A 15,812-nucleotide genomic window follows, 5' to 3' on the forward strand; every position below is an offset into this window, starting at 1 on the left:
CCACGGCGAGCGCTGCGGCCACCGCCACCACGGGCCTCCCCACCGACATGGCACGAGCATCGCGGATCAGGCGGCCCGGCGACGTCACGATCGAGCGACGGTACCGTCGGGTCGAGCGTCCTGCTGGCTCTCGTGCAGACGGTCGATGACGGACCGGTTGGTGGCCGCCCCGACGGTCCCGTACGCGATCAGCGCTGCACCGCGGAGCGCGTCGAGCGCGGCCGGCACCAGTGCCACCGATGCGTGCGCGTCCTCGTCGAGCGCGTCCGCGAGGCGGGCGGTGAACGCCGGCGTCGTCGCCAGACCACCCGTCGTCGACACCGTCACGCGGTCGCCGCCGATCAGGGGAGCGAGCAGTCCGACGCCGCGGGCGGTCTTGCGGGCGAGATCACGGAGCGCCCGATCCGCCAGTGGCGATCGGTCGGCGGCCTCCGTCACGAGGGGCGCGAGTGCGCCGAACCGGTGCCGGACCTCCATCCGGTCCACGTGCGCGAGGCCGAGGATGACGTGGCGGAGTCCCGGCACGTCGTCCGCGCCCCAGGAGCGGAGGACCGCCGCGACGAACTCGTCGTCGTCCGGACCGGCGGCGCCGAGCAGGATGAGCTGCACCGCCTCGTAGGCCAGGTGTCGTGCCGCGCCGGCGTAGTGCTCGAACTGTCCGCTCTCGACCTCGGTCCCGTCCTCGTCGATCGCGAGGATCATCGAGCCGGTGCCGGTGACGACCATGATCCCCGGGGCGCCGAGGAGGGCGCCGCGGTGTGCGACGACCGCGTCGTTCAGGATGAGCCGTTCGCACTGCAGCCCCGGCACGCGGAAGAAGTCGTCGGCCCAGCCGTTGTCCCCGTCACCCTGGTTCGAGCCGGCACGGCTCACCATCGCCAGCCCGGCGACGAGCGCGACAGCGTCAGCGGCGTCGCGGCCGGCGTCCTGCAACGCGCGGACCGTCGTGTCCGCGACGTTCGCGGCGGCGTCCGCTTGGTGGTACGGACTCCCGCCTCGACCCGTCGCGGAGCCGAGCAACCGGCCGTCGAGGGTGAAACACCCGACGCGGGAGAACGTGCCCCCGGCGTCGGCGGCGATCACGAAACGGGGGTCCCCTCCGGCGTCGGACATGGGCCGAGCGTAGCCAACCCGCGCTCGACGCCGCGCTGTCGCCGCTCCGTGCATCACTCGGTGGCACTACCGCACCGTCGGCACGTGGACCACGGGCCGGTGGCGGTTGTCGATCTCCGCGCTCGGCCGCCACCATGGCACCACGCTCGGTGACCCGCGTCGTCGAACCGTCCGGTCGACTCGGATGCGCTGGGGATCCGATGCGCCCGTTGACGAGCGGATCCGGACCGAGCAGGCTGGCTCGCGACGGCGACGACCCCGGAGGCATCGATGACGAGCAGCATGTGGGTGAGCATCACGTCAGCTGATCTGGCGCGGTCGGCTGCGTTCTACGAAGCGTTGGGGTTCCCCGTCAACCCGGACTTCTCGGATGAGCACGGAACGTGCTTCGAGCTCGCCGACAACCTGCACCTGATGGTCGTCGCACGAGACTTCTTCGCGACGATGACCACGAAGGAGATCGCCGACCCGCGGACCCATGCGCAGGTCGGCCTCAACCTGACACGCGACTCCCGCGACGAGGTCGATGCGATCGTGGAGAAGGGGATCGCCGCCGGTGGGCACGAGCCCCAACCCGCGCAGGACCTCGGGTTCATGTACTCCCGCGACCTGGAGGACCCGGACGGGAACAACCTCGGGTTCCTCTGCATCTCCCCGGCCGACTGAGGGTCGCTGGTCTCGCGGTCGGGGGCTCGCAGGCCGGGATCACCCTTGGCCGGCGGGCGCGTCCGCGACGAGCGGTGTGCCGTTGGCCGCACAATCGCGCTGTGCCCGTTGCATCCCCGCGCTGAACGCGGGCGCATCTGGGTCGAACTGCGCCGACGCGACGACCGGCGGGGAACTGGCGATCGCGTCCTGGATGCTGGTGAGGTCGGCGACCAGGCCGCGGTTCGGGGTCCGCAGCATCCCCGACACCACGGTCGGTGTCAGGTTGACGATCGCGGCGTAGCCGGCGTCCTGGATGGTGCCCGCACTGCGCTCGATGCCGGCGGCCGACAGGTCCGTCTCGAGCTCCGTCAGCCCGGCGCAGGTCACCGCGATGCCCGGGTCGGGGGTGGGTGTCGATGCGGCTCTCGTGGTGTGTGCGGCGGTGCTCCGCGCGGCGTGATGCGGCGCGGCGGTCGAACATCCCGTCAACGCGATCACTGCGCATGTGGCAGTGACAGCGACCAGCAGTGTGCGCATGGTGCCCCCTCGTGCGGCACGTTTCCCCTCGCTGCCGCGTCGACTCATCCTGCCGTATCCGCTGTCGCCGCTGTCGGCAGAACGAGCCGGATCGCCACCTCGAGCCGCGCCCGGTACTCGTCGCGGGTGTCGACCTGGTGTTTCAGCCCCACCGACACGCTGGTCAGCGTTCGTGCGACATCCGCTGCCGCCTCGCAGTGGTCGCTGATCGCCGCGGTCACCATCGCCTCGAACCGGGCGGGAGCCTCACGGGCCGTGTCATCGAGGAGTTCCGGGTTGTCGGCGATCACGGCGGACACGTCGCGCACCATCGGTCCGACGTACCGTCCGGCCCACCGGTCGAACGCGTCGAGCAGGCGGTCGGCGATGGGCCGCGTGTCGTCCGCGAGGAGCTGTTCGATCGCTGCCAGATCCTGGGTCAGGACGTGTGCCGCGGCCTCCCGGAACAACGCCTCCTTCGACTCGAACAAGAAGTACAACCCCGGGCGGGAGATCCGTGCTGCTCGCGCGATGACGTCCATCGATGTCCGCCGGTATCCCGCTTGTGCGAACGTGTCGAGCGCTGATTCGAGCACGGTTCGACGGCGTCCCACATCCGCGCCGGTGAAGGTGTCGACCATGTCGCCGATGATACCGCCTCCCATACCGACTAGACAGAACCTGTCCAGTGGGTACAGTTGCCCGCATGCCCCTTCCGCTCATCCGAACGCGGTTCGACGCCGAGTCCACCGCCGCTGACGTCCTGGTCGACGTCGATCTGACCGGTCTGCGCGCGATCGTCACGGGCGCGTCGTCAGGACTCGGCGTGGAGACGGCCCGCGCCCTCACCGCCGCCGGCGCTGCGGTCACGCTCGCCGTCAGGAACACGTCTGCCGGCACGGCTGTGGCCGACGTCGTCGGCCGTTCGACGGGCCGTCGACCGGACGTGCGTCACCTCGATCTCGCGGATCGCGCCTCCGTGGCCGCCTTCGTGGCGCATTGGGAGGCTCCGCTGCACCTGCTCGTCAACAACGCCGGTGTCGTGAGCGCGGGACTCGAGCGGACGGCGGAAGGGCGTGAGCTGCAGTTCGCCACGAACCACCTCGGTCACCACGCGCTCGCGAATGGTCTTCGACGGTCACTCGCCAGAGGCGCCGCGGAGCGCGACGGCGCCCGGATCGTCGCGCTCAGTTCCACCGCGCACATGCGGGCGAACGTCGACCTCGACGACCTCGACTTCACCCGATCCGAGTACGACCCCCAGATCGCCTACGCACGAGCCAAGACCGCGAACTCCCTGTTCGCCGTGGCGGCGACGCGCCGTTGGGCGGACGACGGCATCGTCGCGAACGCCGTCAACCCGGGCGGGATCGCCACCGGGCTCCAGCGGAACTTCTCGGCGGCGCAGAAGGCGTCGTTGGAAGCCGCCGAAGCCGCTGGCGTGTTCGCGTACAAGACGGTCGAGCAGGGCGCCGCGACCACCACGGTCGCCGCGGTCGCGCCCGAGTTCGCCCACACCGGCGGGCACTACCTCGACGACTGTCAGGAGGCCTACACGGTTCCGAACGACGCGAGTCTCGCGGATCACCCCCACGGGGTGAAGGCGTGGGCGCTCGATCCCGACGCGGCGGATCGGCTTTGGAGGGCGTCGGAGGAGCTCACACACCCGTCTCACTGACGCGGATCCGCCGGGAGCGACCTCGGCAGGTGCTCCGTCGTGCCGATCCCGCCGACGTGGTAGCCGCGGGCGACGACGTCGAGACGTGTGATCGACCCGTGCTGGAGACCCGCGAGGGCGTCGGGGCGGAGCGATCGCATCTCGTCGTCGGAGAGGATGTCGCGCAGCACGTCGCGGATGATGCCGCCGTGCGTGATCACGACGAGGTCACCTGCGTCCGGCAGCGATTCGTCGATCAGGTCACGGAGCCGTGCCGCGGCTGCGCGCGAGGAATCGCCGACGGCCGGAACGAGGTCCCGGTCGCGCTCAGTGCGGTCCCACGCTTCGCGGAACGCCTCCCACGATGCGTCGTCGACGACTGGGGGGTCGTACTCCATGCGCTCACGCGCCCGGTCGTCCACTCGGACAGGGACCGCGGGGCGCTCGGTCAGCAGCGGCATCGCCGATTCACGCGTGCGCCGTGCCGGGCTGATGACGATCCTCCCGATCGGCTCGGTCCGGAGGCGCCGCATCACCGCTCCGGCCTGCTGCGTCCCGCGCATCGTGAGCTCTCCGTCGCGTCGCCGCACCTGCTCGCCGTGGCGGACGAGCCACACGTGCTGCAGCACCGTCGGATCCTCGGACATCGGGGGGTCAGCCGGTCGCGGTGGTCAGACCGGACCGAGCGGCTGCAGCTCGCCGGTGGGCAGCTCGACCCGGATCGTGTCACCAGGACGGACGACCCCGCCCGCCAGGACGACACTCATGACGCCGCCCTTGCGTTCGATGGAGCCGTCGTCGGCCCGCCCGAGCACCGCCCGCAGGAGACCGGGCTCGAACTCGTTGATCTGCTGACACGGATTCCGGAGGCCCGTGATGCGGACACGAGCATCCGCGCCCAGGTGCAGCAGCGTGCCTGTCGGAAGACCGAGGAGGTCGACCCCGCGAGTCGTGATGTTCTCGCCCATCTGGCCTGGCCCGACCTGGAATCCCGCTTCCGCCACGTCGTCGAACAGCTCGGCGTGGATCAGGTGCACCTGGCGCAGGTTCGGCTGGGACGGGTCCCGTGCGACGCGAGACCGGTGCTGAACCGTGACGCCGGCATGCGCGTCACCCTCGATGCCCAATCCCGCGACGAGCACCACCTCGTCCACCACCGGTTTGCTGAACCGATGGGCACCGTCCCTGCTCACTGCGACGACGCGAGGGTGGGTGTCGTGATCTGCGCTCATGGCTCGATCATGGCGCAGGACCGCTCGGGACGGACCCTGGCAGACTGCACGACATGCACATCGGGGGAAGGGTGCCGACGGACCAGCCGGATCTGAAGCTGGCGATGCGTGCCGAGGCGGACGCGCTCGGGATCGCCGTCGCCGGATTCGTTCCGCAACGGCATCTCGAGGACCTGGGCGTCGCCGGTATCTCGTCGCATGGCCAGGGGAGTGGTGCGGACGCCGTCACCATCAGCGCGGCCGTGGCACGGATGTACACGGTGTGGAAGAACCCGGACGACCGTTCGGACCCGGTGAACCTCGCGGACCTGACCTCGGAGATGGAGGACGCGCTCGCTCGGCCGGTGCCCCGGGACCTGCCGCCGTGGCTGCTCGAGCGCCGGGAGCGGATGCGTCATCCCTCGCTGTGGGAGGCCGTGCAGACACACTGGTTCGCTCCGGGATCCGCCGCGCCCGGCGACGACGAACGCGATCCACCGGAGTTGCTCCGCGCCCACGTCGACCACATCCTCCACAACCGGTTCCGCGACGAGTACGGACTCGGCGACCCCACGATGGAGCCCGGCTGGACGGAACTGGTCTCGATCCGCGCGGTGCAGCCGCGGGCGGTCGTCGTGGACGGAACGGCGAGGGACGGGTTCACGATCGACACCGACGCGTTCGTCCTCGGGCTGGCGGTGCCACTCGACGACGGCCGGGTGATCACCTCGGTCGTGGAGCGGGACCTGCTGCCCTGGGTGACGACGGAGTTCGTCAGCGACGCAGGCTGACGCCGCCGCCGTCGTTGCCGCACCGATCTCAGCGAATCCGTTCGGCCTCCTCCGCGTCACCCGGATGTCACCCGAATAGGGTTGAATGCTGCTCGTCGGGGTTCAGGGGAGAGCAGCATGCGACGTTCAATCGCAACATCGGTCGTGGCGGCCGTGGGGATCGCCGGAGGTCTGCTGACCGCGATGCCCGCGACGGCGGCGCCGTCGGCGGATCTGGTGGTCAACGAGGTGTACGGCGGTGGGGGCAACGCCGGCAGCACCTTCACGAACGACTTCGTGGAGTTGGCGAACCGGGGATCGTCGACCATCGACCTCAGCGGTCACTCGGTCCAGTACCACGCCGGGTCCGCGACGGGCACGTGGCAGGTGACCCCGCTGAGCGGGACGCTCGCTCCTGGTGGTCGCTACCTCGTCGCCGAGGCGAAGGGCGCTGGCGGGACGACCGCGCTGCCGACGCCGGACGCCACGGGCACCATCGCGATGAGCGCCACCGACGGCACGGCCGCCGTCGTCGCGAGCCGGACCGCGCTCACCTGTGCCGACAGCGCCTCGTGCGTGAGTGCGTCGGTCGACCTCGTCGGGTTCGGCTCCGCGGCGATCGCCGAGGGCAGCCCGGCCGTCGGCGCCTCGAACACGGCCTCGGTGCAGCGGCAGGGGGCGTCCGACGACGACCACAACGCGACGGACTTCGCCGCCGCTGCACCCACCCCGGGTGCGGCGAACACAGCATCGACGACGACCCCGCCGACCGGCCCTGCGCCCGAGCCGGGCACGGTCCGCATCCACGACATCCAGGGGACGTCGTTCGTCTCGCCGCTCAACGGCGAGCAGGTCACGAACGTCCCCGGCATCGTGACCGGGATCCGGACGTCGGGCAGCAGCAAGGGCTACTGGATCCAGGACCCCGACGCCGACAGCGACCCCGCGACGAGCGAGGGCGTCTTCGTCTACAGCTCCTCGAGGGCGGCGGTCGCCGTGGGTGACAGTGTCCTCGTCAGCGGCACGGTCAGGGACTACTACCCCCTCGCCTCCGGTGACACCACGGCGACCACCTCGAACCTGTCGGTCACGGAGCTCACGAACGCCACGGCGACCGTCGTCTCGACGGGGGACGCGCTGCCGGCGCCGATCGTCCTCGGCCCGACGAGCGTGCCCGACACGTCCGCTCCGGACCTCGCGGGCGGGAACATCGAGTCCACGCCCATCACGCCGACACGCACGGCGCTCGACTTCTTCGAGTCGCTCGAGGGCATGCGTGTCGAGGTCGACGACGCCCGCGTGGTCGGGCCGAGCGACGAGTACGGCGAGCAGTACGTGACGACGAAGCCGTCCCAGCTCCCGACGACGCGCGGCGGCACGCTCCTGACCGCCGAGAACGCGACGCCGTCCGGACGTCTCGAGGTCGTCGCGGCGAACGGCAGCAATCCCCGGGTGGACGTGGGTGACGTGTTCCGTGGTGCCACCGTGGGCGAGGTCGACTACTCGCAGTACGGCGGGTACGACCTCACGGCCACGACACTCGGGTCCGTCGCGCAGGGAGGCATCGCCCCGACGGTCGCGACGACCCCGAAGCCCGATCAGCTGTCGGTCGCCACCTACAACGTCGAGAACCTGGCGCCGTCGGACCCGGCGACCAAGTTCGCCGCGCTCGCGAAGGGGGTCGTCGCGAACCTGCGCTCGCCCGACATCCTGACCGTCGAAGAGGTGCAGGACGACGACGGCGCGACCGATGACGGTGTCATCGCGGCGGATCAGACCATCGCCAAGCTCACCGCTGCGATCACCACGGCTGGAGGCCCGTCCTACGCGTCCCGTGAGATCGATCCGGTGAACGACGCCGACGGCGGTCAGCCCGGCGGCAACATCCGCGTCGTGTTCCTCTTCAACCCGAAGCGCGTGACGTTCGACGACCGCGGTCCTGCGTCAGTGAACCGGTCCACCACCGCGACCGCGGTCACCTCCTCCCACGGCGTGCCGGACATCACCCTGTCGCCGGGGCGCATCGCTCCGACGGACGCCGCCTGGCAGAGCAGCCGGAAGCCGCTCGTGGGCGAGTTCACGTTCCGCGGCCGGCGCGTCTTCGTCATCGGCAACCACTTCGACGCGAAGCTCGGCGACCAGAACCAGGACGGTCGATTCCAGTACCCGGCGCAGTCGTCCGCCGTGCAGCGTCAGCAGCAGGCGCAGCTCGTGCACGACTTCACGGCGCAGATCCTCAAGGTCGACGCGAGGGCCGCGGTCGTCGTGGCGGGTGACTTGAACGACCACCAGTTCAGCCCTGCGCTCGCCACGCTCACCGGCAAGCCGTTGCACGGCCAGGCCGCGACGAAGCCGGTCCTCACCGACCTGATCACCACCCTGCCGGCGAACCAGCAGTACACGTACGTGTACGACGGGATCAGCGAGGTCCTCGACCACATCCTCGTCACGTCGGGGGTCGGCACGCCGGACTACCAGGTGGTGCACCTCAACGCGGAGTTCGCCGACCAGACCAGTGACCACGATCCGCAGGTCGTCCGCGTCTTCGGACACCATGGAGGGCCGTCCCAGGCCGTCCCAGGCCGTCCCGCCAGCGGCGGTGGCGCTCGGCTACAGCGACGCGCTGGACAAGCTCGTGCACAACGGAGCCGAGGTGGGTGGCCTCTCGTCGCTGGCCTACGACGGCCGGTCGCGGTCGTGGATCTCGGCCGTGGACAACCACGCGGACGACCCGTCGCGGATCTGGTTCTTCCGGAACCTCGACGACCCGACGGTCACCCGTGATCCGTTGGTCCTGAGGAACGAACAGGGCGTTCCCTACACCGGTCTCACGGCAGACGACGAAGGCCTGGCGGTCCTCCCGAACGGCGACTACCTGGTGAGCTCCGAGACGGAACCGTCGATCCGGGTCTTCGGCCGCGACGGCGTGCAGAAGGCGCAGCTGCCGGTCCCCGGACGGTTCGCGGTGACCGGCACGGCGTTGTCCGGAGCGGGGCTCGAGGGTGCGAGCGTCCCGGGCGAGGCCACCGCGAACGCGACGCTCGAGGGCCTGTCGATCTCGCCGTCCGGGCACACGATCGTCGCGTCGATGGAGGGCGCGCTGTCCGGCGACGTCTCCGCCGCCGGTGACGCCACCGCGCATCGCATGCTCGTGTACACCCGGGGGCGCTCCGGGTCGTGGACACTGACGAAGCAGGTCGGGTACCGCACGGACACGGGCAACCGGATCCCCGAGGTCGCGCTCGTGTCGGACGACCGGATGCTCGTCGAGGAAGCCGCGTTCTCGGCGACCGCGGGGAACTCCGTGGACCTGTACTCGGTCTCCGGTCTGTCGCGGGCCTCCGACGTGAGCGGGGTCGGGAACCTCTCGGCCGCACCGGCGTCGTGGATCCTGCGGAAGACACTGGTCGCCGATCTCGTGAAGGGTCCGACGCTCGGCGCGACGGCGCTCGAGACCCAGACGAACCCGCTCCTCGACAACTACGAAGGCATGGCGATCACGGGCCGCGCTGCCGGTGGGCGCGTCGGCGTGGCCCTCATCTCCGACGACAACTTCGGCGCGCTGCAGCGGACGCGGATCCTGGACCTGGCCGTGCGGCTGCCGCGGTAGCCATGCGCCCTGGGCTCGCCTACGGCGTCGGTGCCTTGCCCTCGGCAACACTGGCGCGAGAGGCTGCCGGCATGACATCTCCCTCTGGTCGCGGACCTCGTCGGCACCGCGGCGTGGTCGTCGGTGGCGGCATCGTGTTCGTCATCGGCCTCGCCGCACTCGTACTCGGTGGTTGGTTCGACGCCGTGACAGCGGACGGCGGCGGCGGGGCCAACATCGGGGCCGGGGTGCTGGTGCTGTTCGGCGGGATCGTCGCGGCCACCGGTGCGGTCATGTTGCTCGTGGTGACCGCCGGCACCGTCGCTGCGCGAACGCGACGGTGAAGCGCGTCTCTGAGCGCTGAGGGTCAGGACGACACTCGGTGGTAGCGGTACCAATCCACCTGGTCCGGGTCGCCGACCACGAGATCGATTTGGCGATGTGCGGCCGACCCGCGAACGATCGCGGTGCAGCGGTCTGCATCGCGGTTCTCCCAGCACACGGTCTTCCACCCCCACCCATCGCCGTCCTCGATGTGCCAGCGGCCGGTGCTCGTGGAGGGCGTGGCCGGGTCATCAGGCTGTGCCGTGATCCCGCGCAGGGGGACACCCACCAGACGGACCGTGCCGCCGCGGTCGAACCGGATGGTGCCAGCGCCGTCCGAGGCCCAGGTCCCGACGAGGTCGGCGCGGGCGAGGGGCGCGGTCGGGAGGTCGGCCGCGTCCTGGCCGCACCCGGCCACGGCGAGGACCGTTGCCAGGGCGATCACGGCCCCGACTGCTGTCCGCACTCGTCCCATCCCCAGCCCCCTCGTGCTGATGACACACTACGGGCGATTCGGCAACGGCTTGCGCTCTCGTGCATGCGGCCAGCGGGGATCAGGACCGCTGACCGTGAGATTCATTCGAACCGGCGGACCATGTCAGCAGACGGATCCTGGTCGATCACGAGCGCGGCGCTCCGCTCCTCGGCGTCCGCGGTGGCTGCCCAGGCCGCGAGTAGCTCCAGCGCCTGTTCCGAGGCGGAGTCCGGCAGCGTGCCGTAGACCACGAACGTCAGACCCGTGTCGGCGTTGAGGTCCAACGCCTCGTAGGTCAGCTCGAGGTCCCCGACCACCGGGTGGTGGATGCGCTTGAGGCCGCTCCGGTGCGCGCGGACGTCGTGCGTGGCCCATCGCACGTGGAAGTCGTCGCTCCGGGTCGAGAGCTCGCCGATGAGGTCGGTCAGCCCCTTGTCGTACGGGCTCCGGCCCGCCTCGGTACGGAGGACCGCCACGAGATCGGACGCGAGCTGGTCCCAGTCGGGGTAGAACGTGCGGGCACGGGGGTCGAGGAACGCGAACCGCGCGGTGTTGGGCGTGCCGATCGGGTCGATGAACAGCGGCGAGTAGAGGGCACGTCCGAGCCGGTTGCCGGCGAGGAAGTCCGACCGGCCGTTGCGGACGAACGCCGGGGCGCTCATCGCGTCGAGCATCCGCTGCACGTTGGGCCGGACGCGGTTGGTGAGGCGACGACGCCGGGCGGTGGGCGCGGCGTTCTGGGTGTGCGCGAGGTCGAACAGATGCGCGTGCTCGACCTCGTCCAACTGCAGTGCGCGCGAGAGCGACTCGAGGACGGTGTCCGAGACCCCGCCGAGGTTCCCGCGTTCCAGGCGGACGTAGTAGTCCACGCTGACACCGGCGAGCAACGCGACCTCCTCGCGTCGGAGTCCGGTCACGCGTCGGTTGCCGCTGAACACGGGAAGGCCGGCCTGCTCCGGGGTGATGCGGCCCCGTCGGGAGGTCAGGAACTCCTTGACCTGTGTCGTCGCGTCCATGTCATCGACGGTACGACCACCGTCGGCGACCGGGGAGGTGCTGTCGGTACCCCGCTCCACCGCCAGGAGTTCACCAGCCGACCGGCGAGCGACTGGCGAGCGGCCGGTGCGCGACCGGTGCGCGGTCGGACGGGAGGCCCGCTACCGCCGGCACCGCGCCTCCCGTCCGACCGGTCGGCGCGTCAGGCCTCCGGGATGACCCGCGCGTCGAAGCGCGAGGAGTCACCGTCGGGGTCGGGGCCGCCCCGCCGTCCGGTGTCGAGCGCGTCGAGCCGCGCGAGCTCGTCGTCGGACAGCGCGAAGTCGAACACCGCGAAGTTCTCGGCGATACGGCCGGGGTCGGTGGACTTCGGGATCGCGTTCCGGCCCTGCTGCACGTGCCAGCGCAGCATCACCTGCGCCGGGGTCCGCCCGTGCGCCTCGGCGATCGCCCCCATGGTCGGGTCCGCGAGCACGCTGACGCGCTCGTCGCCGCCCCAGCCCGGGTAGAAGGTGATGCCGCCGATCGGGGACCACGCCTGGTCGAGGATGCCGTGCTCGGCGTCGACACGCTGGACCTCCCGCTGCGTGAAGTACGGGTGCAGCTCGATCTGGTTGAGCGCCGGCACCACCTCGGTCTGCGCGAGGAGGGACTCGAGGTGGTGCGGCATGAAGTTGCTCACGCCGATCGCGCGGACCTTGCCCTCGGCGTACAGCGACTCCAGGGCCTTGTACGCCTGCACGGTCTTCTCGAACCGGTCGGGTGCGGGCTGGTGGAGGATGAAGACGTCGATGGTGTCGATGCCGAGCTTGCCGGTGGCCTTCTCGAACGCGTGCAGGGCCTCGTCGTACCCGTAGTCGGACGGGAACACCTTCGTCTCGATCACGATCTCGTCCCGGTCGAGGCCGGAGGCGCGGACCGCCTGGCCGACCTCACGCTCGTTGCCGTACGCAGCTGCGGTGTCGATGTGGCGGTAGCCGACGTCGAGTGCGGTGCGGACCGCATCGACGGTGTCCTCGGGGGAACTCTGGAAGACGCCGAAGCCGATCGGGGGCAGCTGGACGCCGTTGTTGAGTGTGATCATGTCCATGACGACGACGCTAGGTCCCGCGGCCGGACCGTGACGGGGGCTGCCGTTCCCTCCCTCCGCCACGCCGCGCCCACGCGGTGCAGCGGAGGGACGCCCCGGCAGAACCGGGGACGACGGTCCATGTCACCGGTCAGGGGAGGACGATGACCTTCCCGGCGATCCGACCGGCCTCGGCTTCCGCGTGGAGCGCGGGCAGGTCGCCCAGCGGGATCCGACGGGTGACCTCGACGGTGAGCGCGCTGTCGTCGACCAGGGACACCAGTTCGGCGAGGCGTTCGCGGTTCGGCAGCACGAACACCGTCGATGCCCGCACGCCGCGGGACTCGTCGTCGGGCGTGGCCATGAACGCCGTCGTGCTGACGACCACGCCTCCGTCGCGGACGGCGGCGACGTCCGCGGCGAACTGCTCCGGGTCGATCGGTGCGAGGTTGAGCAACACGTCGAACTGGCCGTCGACGGATGCGAGCAGATCGGCGTCCGTGTGGTCGATGACCTGGTCGGCGCCGGCCGCGCGGACGGCGTCGATGCTGCGGGGGCTGGCGGTCGCGCTGACGAACACGCCGGCGCGCTTGGCGAGCTGGATCGCGTACTTCCCCACGACCCCACCGGCGCCGACGATGAGGACGCGCTGACCGGCGCGGAGGCCACCGTCGTCGAAGAGCGCCTGCCATGCGGTCAATGCGACGGACGGCAGCGCGGCTGCGTCGGGGAGCGGGATGCTCGTCGGGGCGGGGACCAGGGCCTCGGCGGGTGCGATGACGTACTCCGCCGCGCCACCGTCGCGCTCCATCGGCAGGAAGCCGATCACGGCGTCGCCGACGGCGAGCCCGTCGACGTCCTCGCCGATCGCGTCGATCGTGCCGGACACGTCGTACCCGGGCACGTGGGGCAGCGCGATCGGGATGGGGAGGAACCCGCCGCGCATCCCGGCGTCGGCCGCGTTGTAGGCGGATGCCGCGACGCGGACCCGCACCTGCCCGGCGCCCGGGGTGGGCTGCTCGATCTCGACCTCCTCGAGGACCTCGGGACCGCCGACCTCGTGGAACTGGACTGCCTTCATGATGGACTCCTTCGCTCACTGCTTCGAACTCGAAGCGATACCAGAACCGTACACCTGCTTCGAATACGAAGCAACACTGATCCGGTCCCTGATCGCCGAATGCGTCCGGAAGCCCCCGAACTGGGCACTACGCGCGCGCCGCCGAACCTGTTGTCATGGGCAACAGCTCCTCGCGTGTGTACCCGACGCACGTTTCCCTGCTCCCGTGTGACCCGACGCACGACCGCGCCGAACCACGTCGTCAGGAACGTCATGCCCCGCTCGGGATCCCGTCACCCCGTCCGCCTCCGGACCATGACGCGTGCTTTCGCCGCGACCGTGGCCGTGGCCCTCGCCGCCCTCGCCGTGGGTGCGAGCGTCGAGCCGGCGAACGCGGCCACGCAGAACCCCGTGGGCGCGTTCGACACGGCATCGGGCGGTGCGGGCGCGGTCACCGTCGCCGGGTGGACCGACGACCCGAGCAGCGCGGCGTCGAGCAACAGCGTCACCGTCACCGTCGGTGGCACGAACGCCGGAACGCTCCGGGCCACCGGGGTCCGAGCGGACGTCGACCGGGTCAGGCATGTCAGCGGGAACCACGGGTTCTCCGGGACCCTGACCACCGCGAAGACGGGTGCGCAGTCGGTCTGCGTCACGGCGGTGAACACAGGCGCGGGGACCGACACGAACCTCGGCTGCAAGACCGTCACGATCACCGCCGCGAACCCGGTCGGCGCGTTCGACACGGCGTCGGGTGGTACGGGCACGGTCGGTGTCGCGGGGTGGACCTACGACCCGAGCAGCGCGGCCGCGAGCAACAGCGTCACCGTGACGGTCGGTGGTGTGGCCGTCGGCACCCTGCAGGCCACCGGGGCCCGCGCCGACGTCGACCGGGCCAAGCACGTCAGCGGGGACCACGGCTACTCCGGCAGCCTGACGACGTCGAGGTCCGGAGCGCAGTCGGTGTGCGTCACCGCGGTGAACACCGGCGCGGGTTCGAACACCGCGCTCGGGTGCAAGACGGTCACGATCACCGCCACGGGCACGGCACCGGCACCGGTGAGCGGCGCGAACGTCACCACCAGCCCGTCCGGGGTGGCGATGCCGAAGGGCGACGTGACGTCGAACGGTCGCGTGTGGAAGCAGGCGTACGCGCAGGACTTCACCACCCCCGCCGCGGTCGGCACGGTGCTGTCGAGGTACCACGACCTGTCCGCGTACGACGGCTCGAGGGACACGTCGGGGCTCGGGCAGTACGCGCCGAACAAGGTCCTGTCCGTGTCCGGCGGCGAGCTGGACTTCGATCTGCACAGCGAGAACGGACAGCCGCTCGTCTCCACCGTCGTCCCGGACAACTACCTGCCGTTGACCACGGGCCGCGTCTCGGTCCGCTACAAGACGACGAAGACCCCCGGCTACAAGTTCGTCGGCATCCTCTGGCCCGAGGACGACAACTGGAACGAAGGCGAGATCGACTGGCCCGAGGCGGACCTGGGCGGCACCCCGCGCCCTGCGTCCGCCATCCCGGGTACCTACGCGAACGGGCGGATGAGCTTCGCGCCAGCCGTCACCAAGTACGCCGGGTCCGACACGACGGGTTGGCACACCGCGACCACCGAGTGGGACCACGGCGTCGTCCGGTTCTCCTGGGACGGCACCCTCGTCGACTCCGTGACGAACGCCGTCCCGACCACCGCCTTCCGGCTCACCCTGCAGGCGGAGACCTGGATCGGTGAGGGCGCCGTCCCGGCCACGGCGACCGGACACGTGGACGTCGACTGGGTCAGCATCTGGAAGTGACGACGCTCCTGGCGGTCCTCCGAGCACGAGCCAAAGCGGTGGATTCGTCACTTTTCGTCCTCCCGCTCTAGGATCGTGACGGGCATCCGGTGGTTCCGTGTGCCCGTGGGGGAGGGCCCATGTCGATCCGTAGTGTCCCGGGGTCGATCGCGTCCGGGGGTCGGTCGCGTTCGTCCCGTCCGCGACATCCGACCCGTCCGAACGGGCAGGGACTGCCGCAGCCGGTGCAGCCGACGCTGTTCCACCGAGTGGCCGAGTGGACGCGCACGCCGGTCCCCGGTGACGCGGCGTGCGAACGGAGGATCTGGATCGCGTTCGACGAACGGCTCGTCTCCTACTCCGAGTGCGAGGGCGAGACCTCGCACACGGCGGTGTGGTGCGTGGACGAGTTCCTCCAGCACTTCGCGGACCGCCTCGACGAGGACGACGCGTCGCGCTGGTTGCTCCCGCACCTCGAGCGGCTCGCGTCGACCGGGGGCGGCAAGGCCGCGACGCTGCGCGCGTACGCCGCGCGGCACGACGGTGCACCACCGCCGACGATCGTGTGCGATGTCGTCCTCTGACCGCGCCCGCGCACGCGGTCC

At 70.8% G+C, this 15,812-nt stretch carries 17 protein-coding genes; 8 read left to right on the top strand and 9 right to left on the bottom strand.

All coding sequences use genetic code 11. The annotated features are described in order from the left end of the window. Positions 1–84 precede the first annotated feature (84 nt). The gene (locus tag DEI94_RS07690; protein WP_181441915.1) at positions 85–1,113 is read right to left on the bottom strand and encodes a BadF/BadG/BcrA/BcrD ATPase family protein; all 1,029 of its coding nucleotides are present in this window, start codon (positions 1,111–1,113) and stop codon (positions 85–87) included. A 270-nt stretch (positions 1,114–1,383) separates the two neighbouring features. Between DEI94_RS07690 and DEI94_RS07695 the strand changes: the two genes are divergently transcribed. After that, a complete protein-coding gene (locus tag DEI94_RS07695) occupies positions 1,384–1,779 on the top strand; it encodes a VOC family protein (protein ID WP_111027813.1) in 396 nt (131 codons plus the stop codon). A 39-nt stretch (positions 1,780–1,818) separates the two neighbouring features. Here DEI94_RS07695 and DEI94_RS07700 read toward each other — a convergent pair whose 3' ends face one another. Beyond that, positions 1,819–2,298, bottom strand: coding sequence for a hypothetical protein (locus DEI94_RS07700; RefSeq protein ID WP_146249593.1), 480 nt, complete (start codon positions 2,296–2,298; stop codon positions 1,819–1,821). Positions 2,299–2,342: 44 nt separating this feature from the next. Then, positions 2,343–2,918 carry a TetR/AcrR family transcriptional regulator gene (locus DEI94_RS07705; protein WP_111027819.1) on the bottom strand — a complete coding sequence of 192 codons (576 nt, stop codon included), beginning with the start codon at positions 2,916–2,918 and terminating at the stop codon, positions 2,343–2,345. Positions 2,919–2,983: 65 nt separating this feature from the next. Here DEI94_RS07705 and DEI94_RS07710 point away from each other — a divergent pair, with 65 nt between their 5' ends. Then, complete coding sequence (locus DEI94_RS07710) at positions 2,984–3,955, top strand: SDR family NAD(P)-dependent oxidoreductase (RefSeq protein ID WP_111027811.1); 972 nt, start codon at positions 2,984–2,986, stop codon at positions 3,953–3,955. On the opposite strand, the gene DEI94_RS07715 is transcribed toward DEI94_RS07710, so the two are convergent. Then, positions 3,949–4,563 (bottom strand): histidine phosphatase family protein, encoded by a 615-nt coding sequence (locus tag DEI94_RS07715; protein WP_181441914.1) that lies wholly within the window; start codon positions 4,561–4,563, stop codon positions 3,949–3,951. The two genes, DEI94_RS07710 and DEI94_RS07715, sit on opposite strands and share 7 nt — an antisense overlap. Positions 4,564–4,605: 42 nt before the next feature. Next, positions 4,606–5,166, bottom strand: coding sequence for an MOSC domain-containing protein (locus tag DEI94_RS07720; RefSeq protein ID WP_111027809.1), 561 nt, complete (start codon positions 5,164–5,166; stop codon positions 4,606–4,608). Between the two features lie 53 nt (positions 5,167–5,219). Between DEI94_RS07720 and DEI94_RS07725 the strand changes: the two genes are divergently transcribed. The 4 genes from DEI94_RS07725 to DEI94_RS07740 all read left to right on the top strand — a co-directional run bounded on the left by DEI94_RS07725 (position 5,220) and on the right by DEI94_RS07740 (position 9,848). Beyond that, positions 5,220–5,936 (top strand): hypothetical protein, encoded by a 717-nt coding sequence (locus DEI94_RS07725; protein WP_146249592.1) that lies wholly within the window; start codon positions 5,220–5,222, stop codon positions 5,934–5,936. Between the two features lie 117 nt (positions 5,937–6,053). After that, entirely contained in the window at positions 6,054–8,699 is a 2,646-nt protein-coding gene (locus tag DEI94_RS07730) for a DUF8508 domain-containing protein (RefSeq protein WP_220038823.1), read from the top strand. After that, a complete protein-coding gene (locus DEI94_RS07735) occupies positions 8,626–9,525 on the top strand; it encodes an esterase-like activity of phytase family protein (RefSeq protein WP_220038824.1) in 900 nt (299 codons plus the stop codon). Before DEI94_RS07730 ends, DEI94_RS07735 begins: the two co-directional genes overlap by 74 nt. A 71-nt stretch (positions 9,526–9,596) precedes the next feature. Continuing rightward, a complete protein-coding gene (locus DEI94_RS07740) occupies positions 9,597–9,848 on the top strand; it encodes a hypothetical protein (RefSeq protein WP_146249093.1) in 252 nt (83 codons plus the stop codon). 23 nt (positions 9,849–9,871) lie between these two features. On the opposite strand, the gene DEI94_RS07745 is transcribed toward DEI94_RS07740, so the two are convergent. The 4 genes from DEI94_RS07745 to DEI94_RS07760 form a co-directional block, all read right to left on the bottom strand. After that, the gene (locus DEI94_RS07745) at positions 9,872–10,294 is read right to left on the bottom strand and encodes a hypothetical protein (protein ID WP_146249591.1); all 423 of its coding nucleotides are present in this window, start codon (positions 10,292–10,294) and stop codon (positions 9,872–9,874) included. A gap of 110 nt (positions 10,295–10,404) precedes the next feature. Then, positions 10,405–11,319, bottom strand: coding sequence for a helix-turn-helix transcriptional regulator (locus DEI94_RS07750; RefSeq protein WP_111027818.1), 915 nt, complete (start codon positions 11,317–11,319; stop codon positions 10,405–10,407). A 182-nt stretch (positions 11,320–11,501) separates the two neighbouring features. Further along, a complete protein-coding gene (locus tag DEI94_RS07755) occupies positions 11,502–12,389 on the bottom strand; it encodes an aldo/keto reductase (protein WP_111027805.1) in 888 nt (295 codons plus the stop codon). 130 nt (positions 12,390–12,519) lie between these two features. Continuing rightward, the gene (locus DEI94_RS07760; RefSeq protein WP_111027804.1) at positions 12,520–13,449 is read right to left on the bottom strand and encodes an NADP-dependent oxidoreductase; all 930 of its coding nucleotides are present in this window, start codon (positions 13,447–13,449) and stop codon (positions 12,520–12,522) included. 252 nt (positions 13,450–13,701) lie between these two features. Between DEI94_RS07760 and DEI94_RS07765 the strand changes: the two genes are divergently transcribed. Further along, complete coding sequence (locus tag DEI94_RS07765) at positions 13,702–15,228, top strand: glycoside hydrolase family 16 protein (RefSeq protein ID WP_284183739.1); 1,527 nt, start codon at positions 13,702–13,704, stop codon at positions 15,226–15,228. A gap of 248 nt (positions 15,229–15,476) precedes the next feature. Continuing rightward, positions 15,477–15,791 (top strand): hypothetical protein, encoded by a 315-nt coding sequence (locus DEI94_RS07770; protein WP_146249590.1) that lies wholly within the window; start codon positions 15,477–15,479, stop codon positions 15,789–15,791. Positions 15,792–15,812: the final 21 nt, after the last annotated feature.

It is taken from the genome of Curtobacterium sp. MCBD17_040, assembly GCF_003234805.2.
GTDB lineage: Bacteria > Actinomycetota > Actinomycetes > Actinomycetales > Microbacteriaceae > Curtobacterium.

Excerpts from the sequence above, each read along its gene's own strand:
- DEI94_RS07690 (WP_181441915.1), bottom strand. The coding sequence starts at position 1,113 with ATGTCCGACGCCGGAGGGGACCCCCGTTTCGTGATCGCCGCCGACGCC.
- DEI94_RS07725 (WP_146249592.1), top strand. The coding sequence starts at position 5,220 with ATGCACATCGGGGGAAGGGTGCCGACGGACCAGCCGGATCTGAAGCTG.
- DEI94_RS07755 (WP_111027805.1), bottom strand. The coding sequence starts at position 12,389 with ATGGACATGATCACACTCAACAACGGCGTCCAGCTGCCCCCGATCGGC.
- DEI94_RS07705 (WP_111027819.1), bottom strand. The coding sequence starts at position 2,918 with ATGGTCGACACCTTCACCGGCGCGGATGTGGGACGCCGTCGAACCGTG.
- DEI94_RS07730 (WP_220038823.1), top strand. The coding sequence starts at position 6,054 with ATGCGACGTTCAATCGCAACATCGGTCGTGGCGGCCGTGGGGATCGCC.
- DEI94_RS07740 (WP_146249093.1), top strand. The coding sequence starts at position 9,597 with ATGACATCTCCCTCTGGTCGCGGACCTCGTCGGCACCGCGGCGTGGTC.
- DEI94_RS07765 (WP_284183739.1), top strand. The coding sequence starts at position 13,702 with ATGCCCCGCTCGGGATCCCGTCACCCCGTCCGCCTCCGGACCATGACG.
- DEI94_RS07720 (WP_111027809.1), bottom strand. The coding sequence starts at position 5,166 with ATGAGCGCAGATCACGACACCCACCCTCGCGTCGTCGCAGTGAGCAGG.
- DEI94_RS07760 (WP_111027804.1), bottom strand. The coding sequence starts at position 13,449 with ATGAAGGCAGTCCAGTTCCACGAGGTCGGCGGTCCCGAGGTCCTCGAG.
- DEI94_RS07700 (WP_146249593.1), bottom strand. The coding sequence starts at position 2,298 with ATGCGCACACTGCTGGTCGCTGTCACTGCCACATGCGCAGTGATCGCG.
- DEI94_RS07710 (WP_111027811.1), top strand. The coding sequence starts at position 2,984 with ATGCCCCTTCCGCTCATCCGAACGCGGTTCGACGCCGAGTCCACCGCC.
- DEI94_RS07695 (WP_111027813.1), top strand. The coding sequence starts at position 1,384 with ATGACGAGCAGCATGTGGGTGAGCATCACGTCAGCTGATCTGGCGCGG.
- DEI94_RS07750 (WP_111027818.1), bottom strand. The coding sequence starts at position 11,319 with ATGGACGCGACGACACAGGTCAAGGAGTTCCTGACCTCCCGACGGGGC.